Genomic DNA, 13,675 nt, shown 5'->3' with positions numbered 1-13,675 from the left:
CCCCGGCGACGGCGCAGCCGGGGGCCATGCCCCCCGCCCCGGATGTAGAGGCGCAGGTCGCGGCAATCCTGGATGGCGTCCATGAGGTCCTTGAGCCGCGTCAGCAGGTTCAGGGTCAGCACGCCGCGCCAATCGGCGGGTGCCGCGCGCAGCGCCGCGATGCGGGTGCGCAAGGCCGCCGCGACCTCCGCCGGCGCCTCCACATCGTCCACCCAGTCGGCCAGATCGGCCAACAGGTCCGCCAAGGGGGCGGGCAGGCCGCCGTCGGCTTTCAGGGCCCGCACGCGATCCCCGACCCCCGACAGGATGGGCAGCAGCATCACCAGCCGCTGCCGCAGCCGTCGCACCTCCTGGCTCAGACCGTGCAGGGGACTGGTGTCGTAATCCAGGTGGGTGGCCATCATCTGCAACTCCACCGCGTCGGCCGCCAGGCGGCGGCGGTCGGACCGGATGGCCGCTGTCTCCTCCGCCCCCGACAGGGCCTCACGCGCCCAGCGTCCGACATCGGCGGCGAAGGCATCGATACGGCCGGTGACCACGGGGCCGATACCGCGGGGGAAGATGACGCTGCCAAAGACGGTGGCGCACAGGATGCCGACGGTGATCTCCTCCACCCGGGCCAGCGCCGCGTCGAAGACGGTGCCGGGATCGGTCACGGTGGGAAAGCCGATAAGGGCGGTGCTGTAGGCCGCGAGCATGAAAACATAGCTGCGCGGGGTGCGGTCCAGCAGGGCCAGCGTCAGGCACGCCATGGTCCAAAGCGCCATGGCCGCGCACAGCAGGGGCGGGGCATCCACCAGGTTGGGGATGATGGCCACGGTGGCCACGGCGCCGATGACCGTGCCCAGCACCCGGAACACGCCCTTGGAGCGCATGGCGCCGGCCAGCGGCTGGGACACGATGAAAACCGTGCCCGCCGCCCAATAGGGGCGCGGCAAATCCAGGCTGAAACCGATATAGAGGGCCGCCAGGGCGGCGGCCGCCGTCTTGGCGGCGAACATCCAGTCGCCCACGCCTTGGGACCATCCCCGGAAGCAGGCTTTGAGCCAGGTGCCGGCCACGGTCATGGTGCGCCCCCATCGGCGGCCCCATCGGCGACGCCGTCCATTGCCCCCAGGGACCGGCCCAGCGCCCGCTCCACCGCCGCGAAGACGGTCAGCGCCGTCTCCAGCTGTTCCGGCGTCACCTCCGCCAGCAGGCGGCGGCGCATGCCGTCCAGCACGTCGTCCAGCCGCACCGCCAGCGCACGCCCCTCGGCCGTCAGGTGCAGGGTTTTGACCCGCCGGTCACGGGGATCGGTGCGCCGTTCCAACAGGCCGTCCCTTTCCAGCATGTCCACCAGCCGCACCAGCGAAGGCCCCTCAACCCCGACATGGTCGGCCAACTGGCCTTGGCGGATGCCGTCGCCCAGCCGGGCCAGCACCACCAGAGGCAGCGTGGTCGCCTCCGATTGACCATAGGCCTTCAGGGTCGCGTCCGCTTCCCGCCGCCAGAAGCGCGCAAGATAGCAGAGCGTCAGGCCGAAGGCCCGATGCCGGGGCGAAAGAGGAAGGGGAGGCGTTTGTTCCATACAAGGAACATTAGGATACTAACGATTAGCCTTCAAATGATATGAATGCGAGGGCTGGCTTGCGCCGAGCGGATGGCGCACACCCCATGGACGCCCAATCATACCATCTAAGATTGATAACCAGCCAGCGAATTGGCCAGACAGCTGCCGGTCGGGGAGGCGGCAAGGACATGCGCCGCCCGTTCCAATGCCTGGGCATTGCGAAAGCCCTGGGCGCGGGCGGCTACACCGACGTGGCCGGCGGCGGCCCGGCGCAGGCGATAGCTGGGCGCGGTGCGCGCCACCACCGCCAGCCCGTCCAGGCCGCGTACCACAAGCTCAATAAACGTGTCGTGCCGGGCCAAGCAGGCCAACTGCCAATAGAGATGGGTCGTGCGCTCAAGACGGGTCATCGGCCTCTCCACAGGGAAAGGACCCCACAGGCGAACAGCGCTGGGGAAGGGGAACATCGGCGGAACAGCCGATGCCCTGACGGTGCCCGAATAGCAACCGCCCGTCAATTCATAAGTTGCCCCTTTGACAACTTTCGCATCGAAGACGGGTGACCTTACAGGCGCCGGCCCACCCACACCACGCGGCCGATGATGTCGATATCGGCCGCCGCCCGCTCATAGACGCGGTGGTGCGGATTGTCGGACCGGATTTCGACCAAGGGCGGGTGGGAGCCCATGATCAGTTCCAGCCGCTTGATCACCACGCCTTGCCCGTCCCACAAGGCGAAGACACCGGGGGGAGGGAGACTGGTCCGCCAGGTTGACCATGACCCGGTCGCCAGGCATCAACGTCGGCTCCATGCCGTCGCCCCGCACCTCGACGATGCGCACGGCCGCCGCCCGCACCTGCAATTCGGAACTCAGGTAAGCGGCGGGGAATCGCCATTGGGCGATGGTTTCATCCTCGCGGAAGCCTTGTGGCTTGCTGTCATGGCTAGACAGGAACCCGCCGCGCTGGTCGCCATAGATGTCGACCTCCGCCACCTCGACCGAGGCGTCGTCACCCCAACCGGGCACCGACGGCGCCACCGGCTCCAGCAATTCGGCCACGCCGCAGCCCAGACTGGCGGCGATGGCCATCATGCGCGCCTGCGACAGCCGGGTACGGCCGGACTCCAGCTTGGAAATCACCGTCTTGTCAGTGCCGATCAGGGCGCCCAGCTGTTCCTGGGTCATGCCCTTGGCTTCACGAAGTTCGCGGATGCGATTGGGGGGGCGGTCAGTCATAAGGGCCAAGTTGCCACAGCGGCTACCATCCGTCAGTCGCCATACCGGCAACTGGTTGACAATAAGTTGCCATTCTCGCATCATTTCGCGCATGACGCTCGCCGACTATCTTCAAGCCCAGGGGCTGACCGCCGCCGAATTCGCCCGGCGTATCGGGCGCAGCCGATCAACCGTCGGCCGCTGGTGTGCCGGCCTTCGCCACCCCGACGCCGCCGCCATGCGGGCGATCATGGAAGCGACCAAGGGGGCGGTGATGCCGAACGACTTTTTTGGCACCGGTCCTTAAACCGTTACCCGAACCGGGCCCGCACGTCGTCCGCCGTCGCCGGCGGGCGGCCCATGAGCCGGCCGCCCTGGGCGGCGGCGGCCACCAGGGCGGCGTTGTCCGGGGCCAGGGTGCCGTCGGGCAGGTGCAGGTTGTTCTCGAAGCCAACGCGGATGTGGCCGCCCAGGCCGGTGGCGGTCAGCACGCAGGCATTCTCCCGCCGGCCAAAGGCGCAGACCGCCCAGGGCACGTCGCCGGTGTTGTCATTGGGCGCGTCCGCCACCGGCTCCAGGAAGGGCAGCAGGTCGCGCGGATCGCTGACCTGGCCGGCCGTGTAGCGCCCCAGGACATACAGCAGGAAGTGCGGCACCTCCGGCACCACGCCGCGCCGGCGCAGATCATGCCAGCGCAGCAAGTCGTCGCGGGAATAGAGGATGGTCTGCACCATGATCCGCTCCCGCGCCAGCCAGGCGAAGAAGTCGGCGGCGTCCTTTTCATGCGCGGCGTCGGGCGCCAGTTCGCGGATGGCGAGCGACACCGCCTCCGGCCTCAGCGCGCGGATGACGGCCATCTGGTGGGGCGGGTGATACAGGCCGGCGGCCTCCGTCGTCACCTGGATGACCAGGCGGTCGCCCACGGCGTCGCGCACCGCCCGTGTGGCGGCGGCATAGGCATCAGCGTCCAGCAGGTGGCGGCCCTGGGCGTCGCGCACGTGCATGTGGATCATCGCGGCGCCCGCCTCCAGGCAGGCGGCGGCATCCTGGGCGATCTCCGCCGGGACCAGGGGAATGGCCGGATGGTCGGTCTTCAGCCGCCGGGCGCCGTTGGGCGCCACGGTCAGGATCACGGGATCGGCGTTCATTCGGTGCCCTCACTCATTCCGCGCCGCCAATATTCAGGCGTTTCATCTTGTCGTACAGCGTCTTGCGCGGCACGCCCAACGTCTCCGCGGCGCGCGTCACCTGGCCGCCGCTGGCGCGCAACGCCTCGGTGATCAAATGGCGCTCCACCCCATCCAGGATGTCGGCCAAGGTGCCGCCCTCGGTGTTCGCCGCCTCATCCTCGGACAGGCCCAGCGCATGGCGGTCGGCGGCGTTGCGCAGTTCGCGCACATTGCCCGGCCAGTCCTTCAGCATCAGGGCGCGCAGCAGGGCCGGGCTCGGCTCGGCATAGGGCCGGCGGAACCGGGCCGCCGCCTGCAGGGCGAAATGCTGGAACAGCAGGGGGATATCCTCCCGCCGCTCACGCAAGGGGGGCAGGGTGAGGGTGACGACGTTCAGCCGGTAATAAAGGTCGGCGCGGAACCGGCCGGCGTTGGCCAGATCCAGCAGGTTCTCCTTGGTGGCCGCCACCACGCGCAGGTCCACCGCCACCCGGTCGTTGCCGCCCAGCCGCTCCAGCGCCCGGTCCTGCAGCACCCGCAGCAGCTTCACCTGCAGGGCCAGCGGCATGCTCTCGATCTCATCCAGGAACAGGGTGCCGCGATGGGCGTGTTCGATCTTGCCCACCCGGCGCTTGGCGGCCCCGGTGAAGGCGCCGGCCTCATGCCCGAACATCTCGCTTTCGAACATGCTGTCCGGAATAGCGCCGCAGTTCACCGCGACGAAGGGATATGCCGCGCGGGGGCCGCCCTCGTGCAGGGCGCGGGCCACCTGTTCCTTGCCCGTGCCCGTTTCCCCCAGCACCAGCACGTCCACGTCCGTGCCCGCCAGGTCGGTCACCAGGCGGCGGACCCGCGCCAGGGCCGGGCTTTGCCCCAGCAGGTGGCTTTCCACCGCCGCGTTCCGCTCCAGCGCCTCGCGCAGGCGCCGGTTCTCCCGCACCAGGGCGCGCTTTTCCAGGGCACGGCGGATCACCTCCACGAAATGGTCGGTGACGAAGGGCTTCTCGATGAAGTCATAGGCGCCGTCCTGCATGGCCCGCACGGCCATGGAGATGTCGCCCTGGCCGGTCACCAGCACCACCGGCAGCTCCGCATCCAGCGCCCGCGCCCGCGACAGCAGGTCCAGCCCGCTCATCCCCGGCAGACGCACGTCGGTCACCAGGATACCGGGCGTGTCCACCGACAGGTCGGCCAGCGCCGCCTCCGCCGTCGGGTAGGTCGTCACGGCCAACCCCGCCAGTTCCAGCGTCTGGCGCACGGTCAGGCGAATGATCTCCTCATCGTCCACAAACAGGACAACGGGAGTGATATCAGGCGGTTGGCTCATCACGCTCAGCTATGATCAAAGGCAGGGTCAGCAGGAAAACGGCGCCGGTATTTTCACCATCGCGGGCCTCCAACTGGCCCCCATATTCCTGGGTGATGGCCAGGGAGATGGCAAGGCCCAGGCCCAAGCCCTGGCCGCCCGGTTTGGTGGTGACGAAGGGGTCGAACAGGCGGTCGCGCACGGCCGGGGCCAAGCCGGGGCCATTGTCCGCCACCGCCACCCGCACGGCGGCGCGGTGGTCCAGCAAGACCGGCTCGGCGGTGATGGTGATACGGGGCTCGGCCACCCCGGCCGTAGCATCCTCCGCATTGCGGATCAGGTTGACCAACACCTGTTGCAGCCGCACGGGATCGAAGGCCACCGTCACATCGGGCACATCCACCGTGATCTGCACCCGCGCCTCCTTCAGGCGGCGATCCAGCAGGGCCAGCGCCTCCTGCACCGCGCCCGGCAGGGGAACCGGCTGTGCCGGCCCCTCGCTGCGGCGGGAGAAGTTGCGCAACTGGCTGGAGATCTTGGCCATGCGGTCGACCAGGCCGGCGATGTGGACCAGGTTCTGGCTGACCTCCGCCTGGCGGCCCTGCTCCAGCAGCAGGCGGGCATTGTCGGCCAGGGCGCGCAGGGCCGTCAGCGGCTGGTTCAGCTCATGCGTCACGCCGGCCGCCACCTGGCCGATCATGGCCAGCTTGGCCGCCTGCACCAGTTCTGCCTGGGCGTCACGCAGATCGGCCGTCCGCGCCTCCACCTGGCGTTCCAGGTCCTGGTAGGCACGGTCCAGCGCCACCTTGGCCAGCCGCTGGTCGCGCAGGCGCTTCACCCGCTGGCGCACGTAAAGCCCGCTGGCCAGGGCCAGCAGCAGCAGCAGCGCCACCCCGATGCGCGCCGTGGCCGCCGCCTGCGCCACCGGGTGGGCGTCCGCCGCCAGCGCGATGGTCCAGCCATACCGGCCCAGGTCCCTTTCCACCAGCAAGGCCGGATGAACCTGGAGGGACCGGGGCAGGACCAGGGGCGGATGCTCCAGCCCCACATACTCCCGGGTTTCTTCCAGGTATTTCAGCGTCCCGGTATCCAGCGGGCGGCGGGCATGGAATTTCCATTCCGGCTTGGATGACAGGAAGACCACCCCGAAGCGATCCGCCACCAGCACCGCATCGTGAGAGATGCGCCAGCCATCCTCCAGCGCGTCCAGCACGATCTTGACGGCCAGCACGCCGACGCGCCGGCCCTCGCGTTCCACCGGTGCCGCGATGAAATAGCCGGGCAGGCGGGTGACCGTGCCCACGCCATAGAAACGGCCCAGGCCCTTGTCCCGCGCGTCCTTGAAATAGGGGCGGTATGAGAAATCGACGCCGACATAGCTGTCCGGCCTGTTCCAGTTGCTGGACGCCACCGTGCGGCCGGCGGCATCCATCAGGTACAGGACGGCGGAGCCGGCACTGGCGTTCACCGCCTCCAGATACCGGTTCACCCGGTCCACGTCGGCCGCGGCGGCCTGTCCGGCACCGGCCGCCGCCAGCGCCGCCACCGCCGGGTCGCGGGCGGCGACGGAGGGCAGGTAGTCAAAGCGCTCCACCGCGCTGTCCAGGTTGTTGGCGTAGATCTCCAGCCGGTGGCGAGCGTCGGCGGCCACCGCCTCCACCGCCCGCCGCTCGGCATGGCCCACCGCCAGCACCCACAGCCCCACGGCCCCCACCGCCGCCAGCAGCAGCGCCGCGATGCCGCCGGGTCGAAGGGACAGTCGGGCCAGGGGTAGGGACGGCGCCAATGCGGGATCAGTCGGTGGTGAGGCCGGCGCGTTCCGCCGCCTCATGCCGCTGCTGCTCCTCCGACACCAGGCGCGACAGGTCGCGCTTCAGGGCGTTGAACTCAGGCGACGCGGCATCGCGCGGCCGCGGCATCTCCACCCGGATGTCGCGCTTCACCGTGCCGGGGCGGTAGGTCAGGACGACGATGCGGTCGGCCAGGTAGATGGCCTCCTCGATCGAGTGGGTGACGAAGACGATGGTCTTGCCCAAGCGCGCCCAGATCTTCAGCAGCTCATCCTGCAGGGACCGTCGGGTCAGGGCGTCCAGCGCGCCGAACGGCTCATCCATCAGCAGGACGGGGCTGTCCAGCGCCAGGACGCGGGCGATGGCCACGCGCTGGCGCATGCCACCGGACAGGTCCTTGGGGAAGCGTTCGCCAAATTCCGACAGGCCCAGCATGTCCAGCAGCTCGCGCACCCGGGCGTCGGCCGCGTCCTTGGCCATGCCCTTGACCTCCAGCCCGAAGCGGACGTTCTTGGCCACCGTCATCCACGGGAACAGGGCGTATTCCTGGAACACCATGCCCCGGTCGGGCCCAGGGTTCACCACCGGACGGCCGCCCACGGTGATGCTGCCTTCCGAGGGGTGGGAGAAGCCAGCGATGGCGTTCAGCAGGGTGGACTTGCCGCAGCCGGACGGGCCCAGCAGGCAAACGAACTCCCCGGCCGCGATGTCCAGATTGATGTCCTTCAGCGCCACCACCTCATTCCCCGGAACGGCGAAGCGCTTGTAGACGTGGTTGATCAGGATGTCGGACATGGTTCAGTGCTCCAGCCCGCGATGCCAGCGCAGCAGGTGGTTGTTGATGCGGGTGACGCCGCTGTCGATGGCCAGGCCCAGCAGGCCGATGGTCAGCATGCCGGCGATGATCTTGTCGGACCAGAAGTACTCCCGCGCCTCCAGGATGCGGAAGCCCAGGCCGTTATTGACGGCGATCATCTCTGACACGATCACGACGATGAAGGCGGTGCCGATGCCGATGCGCACGCCCGACAGGATGTAGGGCGTGGCCGCCGGCAGCATGACCCGGCGGAAGATGGTCAGGGGCCCGGCGCCTAGGTTGCGAGCGGCGCGCAGGTAGATGCCGTCCACCTGCCGCACCCCGGCGATGGTGTTCACCAGCACGGGAAAGAAGGCGCCCAGCGAGATCAGGAAGATGGCCGGCGGGTTACCCAGGCCGAACCACAGGATGGACAGGGGGATATAGGCGATGGGCGGGATGGGCCGCAGCACCTCCACCAGCGGGTTCAGCCAGCGGAAGGCGGCCCGGCTGGCGCCCATGGCCAGTCCCAGGGGCAGGGCCAGCACGGCCCCCACCAGGAAGCCCATGACGACGCGGTACAGGCTGCCGATGGCGTCGGTGATCAGCTCGCCCGAGAATATCCAGGCGACATAGCTTCCATTGGCCGGATCGAACGGTTCCGCCGGGGCTAGGTAGGCCCACCAGCGCACCGCCACCGCCACGGGCGAGGGCAGGATCTTCGCATTGACCAGGCCTGAACTGGACGCCGCCTGCCAAATCGCAAGCAGCACGAGCGGCACGACGGCCCCCTGCAGGGCCGCCAACCAAGTATTACGCCGCATTCGGGTACTCCCCATGAAAGCGCGAAAGAAGCGGATCGAAGAAGGGCCCGCCGCTTCCTCGAACGACGGGCCCTGGAAGCTTACTGGATGCCCAATTCCTTCTTGGCGTCGGCCAGCAGGTCCAGCTTCACGTAATCGGTGGCGGTCGGCACCTTGGCCATCTTGGACACGCCGTACTTCGCCATGGTCTCGGCCGTGATCTGGATCTGGGCCGGGTCGATGTCATAGCTGTACTGGGCATTGCCCATGGCGCTGTTGAAGTCGGCCTCGGTCAGCTGCTTCTTGAACAGCGTCTCGCGCACATACTTGGACGCCACCTCCGGCTTGTCGATGAAGGTCTTGGTGGCCTTCACGAAGCAACGCATGAACTTCTCGGCGACGGCCTTGTGCTTGTCGTGGAACTCCTCCGACATCACCAGGGTGCGCACGGGGCTGCCGATGGCGGTGTCGTAGGGCTTCATGACCTCGACGCCGAAGCCGCCGTTCACGGCCTGCGAGCCCTGCGGCTCCGTCTGCATGATGGCGTCCAGCTGCTTCAGCATCAGGGCCTGGTTCAGGTCCGGATAGTTCAGGTAGACGATCTGGACGTCCTTGCCCGGCTGGTCAGACCAGGTCAGGTTGTTCTGCGCCAGCTCGGCCGCCAGCAGCACCTCCTGGATGCCGCCCCGGGTGACGCCCACCTTCTTGCCCTTCAGGTCGGCGACCTTGCTCACCTTGGCGTCGGGTGCCGCCACCAAGCGGGCGCCGCCCTTGGCGAAACCGGCGACGATGTAGATGGGGGCGCCGGCGGCACGACCGGAAATGGCGGCCTCGGACGCGGTGGCGCCCACGTCCAGCTCACCGGCCACCATGGCCTGCATGATATCGGGGCCCTTGGCGAAAATCCGTTCCTCCACCTTGATGCCGCAGTCGGTCAGCATCTGCGTGTAGGACACGGCGCCGAAGTGGGCCAGCTTCAGGTTACCCAGGCGCACCACATCCTCGGCGGCGGCCGGCATGGCCAGGACGGCGGATAGGGCGCTGGCGCCGAATAGGGCGGAAACGAAAGTCTTCTTGGACTTCATCTTAGGTGCCTCCCGGGCTTTTGGATCGAAGGCCGCCGGTCATTGCCGGCGTTCCTGGGTACGCGTACGCTTGGTGGCGACCAGCATAGCAGAAGGCGTGCCAGTCAACCTGTCATGACATCGAAAACGCGCCAACCCCAGCGTACCTGCGGGTTCGTAGCATGGCCACCCGATGACGGGGAGGGGCGCCCAGCGGCCGATCCGGCGGTTTTCCCGGCAGGGACGGGTGCGGTCTGTAACCTTTTCCGCCGTTGTTGTGGGTGGTGCTGTCCCCGCCGATGGTTCAGGATCGTCTCATTCATCACGGGAGGAAACCGACGCCCATGCCGGGGAGAATCTTGTTCCGTGCTACGCTGGCCGGCACGGCGCTGCAGGTGGCCATGGTGGTAGCCGGCCACTACGTGCCGGTGATCGCCGATTTCTTCGCCGTGGGGGGCATGGCCATCTCCGCCCTTGCCGGCTTCCTCTACGGCCGTACCCGGACCGGGCTGTCCATCGCTGTCATGGGCGGCGCGTTGGTGGGCGGCGCCTGCGCCCTCATAGGCATTCTGGTGTCGTGGCGGCTGGGCGACGTGCCCGCCGTCATCCTGGCGCTGGGGACGGCGCTGTCCGTCTTCACGGGGGCGCTGGGTGGCCTGGCCGGCTGGTTGTTTCGGGACGGGTACCGGGGCAGGTGGTGGTACGACGCCGCTGGGCGGTAGGCTTGGGAAGCGTTTTGGGTTATGACGGCCGCCAAGCGGCCGCAAAGGCCGATGGGGTTCCTGCCTTTCTGGAGAGCTTGATGGACCGATCCGTTTCCGCCCTGGGCCTGGCCCGGCGCGTCACTTTCTGCGCGCCGCTAGCGTTGACGCTGGCCCTGGCCGCCACGCCGGCCGACGCGCAGGCCGCCAAGCACGGCCTGACGCCGATGGAACTGGCCACGATGGACCGCGCCAGCGACGCGCGCGTCTCGCCCGATGGCCGCCTGCTGGCCTTCGATGTCCGCACGGTCGACTACGCCAACAACAAGGCCACCCACTCCCTGTGGGTGAAAGAGATCGATGGCAAGGGCGACGGCCGCCGCCTGGCCATCTCCGATGGCGGCGCCAGCACCCCGCGCTGGTCGGCCGATGGCAAGAGCCTCTATTTCATGTCCGGCCGCTCCGGCAGCCAGCAGGTGTGGAAGACGGATGCGGCTGGCACCCAGGCCACCCAGGTGACCGCCCTGCCGCTGGACGTGGGCAGCTTCAACCTGGCGCCGGACGGCACGCACATCGTCGTGTCCATGGCCGTGTTCCCCGGCACCGAGACGGGCGACAAGCCGGCCAAGCCGGCGGACATCGCCAAGTCCACTGGCGTCGTCTTCGATAAGGTCTTCGTCCGCCATTGGGATGAATGGGCCGATGGCACCCGCAACCACCTGTTCGCCCTGGCGCTGAACGGTGAGGGTGTCGCCACCGGCGCGCCCGTGCCGCTGATGAAGGGCTTCGACGGCGACGCGCCCGGCAAGCCCTTCGGCGACGACGGTGAGATCACCATCAGCCCGGACGGCAAGACCGTGGTCTTCACCGCCCGCCTGGCCGGCCGCACGGAACCGTGGAGCACCAACCTGGACCTGTGGCAGGTGCCCATGGACGGCAGCAACGCCCCGGTCAACCTGACCGCCAGCAACGCCGCCATGGACACCGGCCCCGTGTTCAGCCCGGACGGGTCCAAGCTGGCCTGGCGCGCCATGAAGCGTCCGACCTTCGAGGCCGACCGCTTCGGCATCATGGTGCGCGACCTGAAGAGCGGCGAAACGCGCGAGATCGACCCCAGTTGGGACCGTTCGGCCGACACGCTGGCCTGGACGGCCGATGGCCGCACCCTGCTGACCACCGCCTACGACGTGGGCCAGTCCAAGCTGTTCTCCGTCGACGTGAAATCGGGTGCCGTGAAGGCGCTGACCGGCGAGGGCCATGTGACGGCCATCGACCTGGTGAAGGGCGGCGACAAGGGCGTGGTCTACATGGCCGACAGCCTGTCCGGCCCGTCGCAGGCCTACAAGGTGTCGCTGAAGGGCGGCAAGGCGGAGCAGCTGACCCACGTGGGCGCCGACAAGCTGGCGGATGTCGCCCTGGGCGCCTATGAGCAGTTCAGCTTCCCCGGGTGGAACAACGAAACGGTCCACGGCTATGTCGTGAAGCCGGCCAATTATCAGGAAGGCCACAAGTACCCGGTGGCCTTCATCATCCACGGTGGCCCCCAGGGCTCCTTCGGCAACGCCTGGAGCTTCCGCTGGAACCCGCAGGCGTATACGGGTGCCGGCTATGCCGTGGTCATGATCGACTTCCACGGCTCCACCGGCTACGGCCAGGCCTTCACCGACGCCATCAGCCAGCATTGGGGCGACCGCCCGCTGGAAGACCTGCAAAAGGGTTGGGCCGCGGCGCTGGCCAAGTACCCGTTCCTGAACGGCGACCGGGCCTGCGCGCTGGGCGCCAGCTACGGCGGCTTCATGATCAACTGGATCGCCGGCAACTGGAATGGCCCGTGGAAGTGCCTGGTCAACCATGACGGCGTCTTCGACAACCGCATGATGGGCTATTCCACCGAGGAGCTGTGGTTCAGCGAATGGGAGAACGGCGGCAAGGTCTGGGAGAACCCGGCCGGGTATGAGCGCTTCAACCCCGCCAACCATGTCGACCAGTGGACCAAGCCGCAGCTGATCATCCACGGCGGCCGCGACTTCCGCATCCCCTTCGAGCAGGGCCTGGGCGCCTTCACCGCCCTGCAGCGCAAGGGCGTGCCCAGCAAGCTGGTCTACTTTGCCGACGAGAACCACTGGGTGCTGAAGCCCCAGAACTCCGTCCAGTGGCACCAGGAGGTGCTGGGCTGGCTGAACACCTGGACGGCCGAGGCCAAGTAAGGCCAGACGTCAGCTGAGAGCGCGTTGGGAAGGGGCCGTCCATGGGGGCGGCCCCCTTTTTTGATCTCCGCCCCCTTGAAGACGGCGCCAGCGATACAACCATTGCTGCAGTCAACCGCAGCCATCTACGTGATATGCCATGGACCAGGTATCACAGCCCGGAGTCTCAGAGCGAATAGTTGCAGCGGCGGAGAATGCTCGAAGGTCTCACAGGCTTGCAAGGTATGCTAGCCCACCGGTGTCCGACCAAGCCTTCGACTGTTCTTATTTCGTATGGCTAGTTCTAAAAACAATAAATCCTCATTTTGAGCGCGAATCCTCGAAGGAAATCGCCGCCGACCGCCTGAATTTCAAACCGATATTTGGAATTCCTGAACCTGGAGACATAGTTTATTTTCCGAGCGCACAGGTGCCCGCCGAGGTGCGCAAGGGTCACAAAAAGATGTACCCGGCACATGTGGCCATCATGATGTCTTCTTCTGAGTTTATGGGTATGCAGACCTCCGGCCCTGGTAGGGTGCAGGTCCCAGATGTTTGGTGGTGGCCCCGTCCTAAGGAATTCTTTCGCTACATTGGACCCGCGCAATGAAGTCGACAATTTTGCTCGCTTTTCTCGCGTGCTTGCTGGCGTCAGAAAGCCATGCCTCCATTGACATTGACAGAATACCAATGGAGAGCACGCAAGGCGTCTCTGAAATGTTCGGAACCTGGACCGTCACTAAGGTGCTTTGTGACGATTGCAAGGGGCGGACGCCAGAAGAGGTCGGTAAGAATTTAACGATCTTACCCACGTCATTCTTTGATCCATTTTCAATTACTTGCAGCGCTGACGCTTCATATCCAAATCGCCAAATTCCCAGCAAAGAAGTTCCAAAAGCATTCCGACTTCCGGCAAATACGAAAAATATAGTGCCAAAAATCGGCAATACCATCGACTCCAGACTCAGTTGCAAAGATGAAGACTATGCGCGTATTTTGTTTATCGGCAATGGAAAAGCGATTTATATATTTGAAGGCTTGGATTACCTTCTTGAAAAAAAATCATCACCTTGATGAATGACGATCCACAC

At 66.9% G+C, this 13,675-nt stretch carries 14 protein-coding genes and 1 pseudogene; 5 read left to right on the top strand and 10 right to left on the bottom strand.

Annotated features, from left to right (window positions below; genetic code table 11):
* Positions 1-47: 47 nt before the first annotated feature.
* The 4 genes and pseudogenes from UCD39_RS09600 to UCD39_RS09585 form a co-directional block, all read right to left on the bottom strand.
* Positions 48-1,001 (bottom strand): annotated as a pseudogene (locus tag UCD39_RS09600) (FUSC family protein); the annotation flags it as partial.
* Positions 1,002-1,063: 62 nt separating this feature from the next.
* Positions 1,064-1,570: a MarR family winged helix-turn-helix transcriptional regulator gene (locus tag UCD39_RS09595; protein WP_330495806.1), complete on the bottom strand. Its 507-nt coding sequence runs from the start codon at positions 1,568-1,570 to the stop codon at positions 1,064-1,066.
* Positions 1,571-1,677: 107 nt separating this feature from the next.
* On the bottom strand, positions 1,678-1,962 hold the full coding sequence (locus UCD39_RS09590; protein ID WP_330495805.1) for a hypothetical protein: 285 nt from the start codon (positions 1,960-1,962) through the stop codon (positions 1,678-1,680).
* Positions 1,963-2,178: 216 nt separating this feature from the next.
* Positions 2,179-2,790 (bottom strand): helix-turn-helix domain-containing protein, encoded by a 612-nt coding sequence (locus UCD39_RS09585; protein ID WP_330495804.1) that lies wholly within the window; start codon positions 2,788-2,790, stop codon positions 2,179-2,181.
* A 91-nt stretch (positions 2,791-2,881) separates the two neighbouring features.
* Here UCD39_RS09585 and UCD39_RS09580 point away from each other — a divergent pair, with 91 nt between their 5' ends.
* Positions 2,882-3,076: a helix-turn-helix domain-containing protein gene (locus UCD39_RS09580; protein ID WP_330495803.1), complete on the top strand. Its 195-nt coding sequence runs from the start codon at positions 2,882-2,884 to the stop codon at positions 3,074-3,076.
* Between the two features lie 4 nt (positions 3,077-3,080).
* Here UCD39_RS09580 and UCD39_RS09575 read toward each other — a convergent pair whose 3' ends face one another.
* The 6 genes from UCD39_RS09575 to UCD39_RS09550 all read right to left on the bottom strand — a co-directional run bounded on the left by UCD39_RS09575 (position 3,081) and on the right by UCD39_RS09550 (position 9,718).
* Positions 3,081-3,917 (bottom strand): beta-keto acid cleavage family enzyme, encoded by an 837-nt coding sequence (locus tag UCD39_RS09575; RefSeq protein ID WP_330495802.1) that lies wholly within the window; start codon positions 3,915-3,917, stop codon positions 3,081-3,083.
* A 13-nt stretch (positions 3,918-3,930) separates the two neighbouring features.
* Complete coding sequence (locus tag UCD39_RS09570) at positions 3,931-5,265, bottom strand: sigma-54-dependent transcriptional regulator (protein WP_330495801.1); 1,335 nt, start codon at positions 5,263-5,265, stop codon at positions 3,931-3,933.
* Positions 5,249-7,075, bottom strand: a complete 1,827-nt coding sequence (locus UCD39_RS09565; RefSeq protein ID WP_330495800.1) for a sensor histidine kinase — start codon at positions 7,073-7,075, stop codon at positions 5,249-5,251. Before UCD39_RS09565 ends, UCD39_RS09570 begins: the two co-directional genes overlap by 17 nt.
* Complete coding sequence (locus UCD39_RS09560) at positions 7,038-7,829, bottom strand: ABC transporter ATP-binding protein (protein ID WP_145734193.1); 792 nt, start codon at positions 7,827-7,829, stop codon at positions 7,038-7,040. The genes UCD39_RS09565 and UCD39_RS09560 overlap by 38 nt, the downstream gene beginning before the upstream one ends.
* Before the next feature lie 3 nt (positions 7,830-7,832).
* On the bottom strand, positions 7,833-8,654 hold the full coding sequence (locus UCD39_RS09555) for an ABC transporter permease (protein ID WP_330495799.1): 822 nt from the start codon (positions 8,652-8,654) through the stop codon (positions 7,833-7,835).
* A gap of 80 nt (positions 8,655-8,734) precedes the next feature.
* A complete protein-coding gene (locus tag UCD39_RS09550) occupies positions 8,735-9,718 on the bottom strand; it encodes an ABC transporter substrate-binding protein (protein WP_330495798.1) in 984 nt (327 codons plus the stop codon).
* 323 nt (positions 9,719-10,041) lie between these two features.
* On the opposite strand from UCD39_RS09550, the gene UCD39_RS09545 reads away from it, so the two are divergent.
* The 4 genes from UCD39_RS09545 (at position 10,042) to UCD39_RS09530 (ending at position 13,658) form a co-directional block, all read left to right on the top strand.
* On the top strand, positions 10,042-10,419 hold the full coding sequence (locus UCD39_RS09545; RefSeq protein WP_330495797.1) for a hypothetical protein: 378 nt from the start codon (positions 10,042-10,044) through the stop codon (positions 10,417-10,419).
* A gap of 80 nt (positions 10,420-10,499) precedes the next feature.
* A complete protein-coding gene (locus UCD39_RS09540; RefSeq protein ID WP_330495796.1) occupies positions 10,500-12,605 on the top strand; it encodes a S9 family peptidase in 2,106 nt (701 codons plus the stop codon).
* 238 nt (positions 12,606-12,843) lie between these two features.
* Complete coding sequence (locus tag UCD39_RS09535; RefSeq protein ID WP_330495795.1) at positions 12,844-13,194, top strand: NlpC/P60 family protein; 351 nt, start codon at positions 12,844-12,846, stop codon at positions 13,192-13,194.
* Positions 13,191-13,658, top strand: a complete 468-nt coding sequence (locus UCD39_RS09530; protein WP_330495794.1) for a hypothetical protein — start codon at positions 13,191-13,193, stop codon at positions 13,656-13,658. The genes UCD39_RS09535 and UCD39_RS09530 overlap by 4 nt, the downstream gene beginning before the upstream one ends.
* Positions 13,659-13,675: the final 17 nt, after the last annotated feature.

It is taken from the genome of Nitrospirillum karajorum (genome assembly GCF_036348415.1).
Lineage (GTDB): Bacteria > Pseudomonadota > Alphaproteobacteria > Azospirillales > Azospirillaceae > Nitrospirillum > Nitrospirillum amazonense_B.
Note: the sequence above shows the minus strand (reverse complement) of the source record. Positions and strands in the feature narration are given on the sequence as shown.

Coding starts and splice junctions, on each gene's coding strand:
- UCD39_RS09595 (WP_330495806.1), bottom strand. CDS start 1,570: ATGGAACAAACGCCTCCCCTTCCTCTTTCGCCCCGGCATCGGGCCTTC.
- UCD39_RS09590 (WP_330495805.1), bottom strand. CDS start 1,962: ATGACCCGTCTTGAGCGCACGACCCATCTCTATTGGCAGTTGGCCTGC.
- UCD39_RS09585 (WP_330495804.1), bottom strand. CDS start 2,790: ATGACTGACCGCCCCCCCAATCGCATCCGCGAACTTCGTGAAGCCAAG.
- UCD39_RS09580 (WP_330495803.1), top strand. CDS start 2,882: ATGACGCTCGCCGACTATCTTCAAGCCCAGGGGCTGACCGCCGCCGAA.
- UCD39_RS09575 (WP_330495802.1), bottom strand. CDS start 3,917: ATGAACGCCGATCCCGTGATCCTGACCGTGGCGCCCAACGGCGCCCGG.
- UCD39_RS09570 (WP_330495801.1), bottom strand. CDS start 5,265: ATGAGCCAACCGCCTGATATCACTCCCGTTGTCCTGTTTGTGGACGAT.
- UCD39_RS09565 (WP_330495800.1), bottom strand. CDS start 7,075: ATGAGGCGGCGGAACGCGCCGGCCTCACCACCGACTGATCCCGCATTG.
- UCD39_RS09560 (WP_145734193.1), bottom strand. CDS start 7,829: ATGTCCGACATCCTGATCAACCACGTCTACAAGCGCTTCGCCGTTCCG.
- UCD39_RS09555 (WP_330495799.1), bottom strand. CDS start 8,654: ATGCGGCGTAATACTTGGTTGGCGGCCCTGCAGGGGGCCGTCGTGCCG.
- UCD39_RS09550 (WP_330495798.1), bottom strand. CDS start 9,718: ATGAAGTCCAAGAAGACTTTCGTTTCCGCCCTATTCGGCGCCAGCGCC.
- UCD39_RS09545 (WP_330495797.1), top strand. CDS start 10,042: ATGCCGGGGAGAATCTTGTTCCGTGCTACGCTGGCCGGCACGGCGCTG.
- UCD39_RS09540 (WP_330495796.1), top strand. CDS start 10,500: ATGGACCGATCCGTTTCCGCCCTGGGCCTGGCCCGGCGCGTCACTTTC.
- UCD39_RS09530 (WP_330495794.1), top strand. CDS start 13,191: ATGAAGTCGACAATTTTGCTCGCTTTTCTCGCGTGCTTGCTGGCGTCA.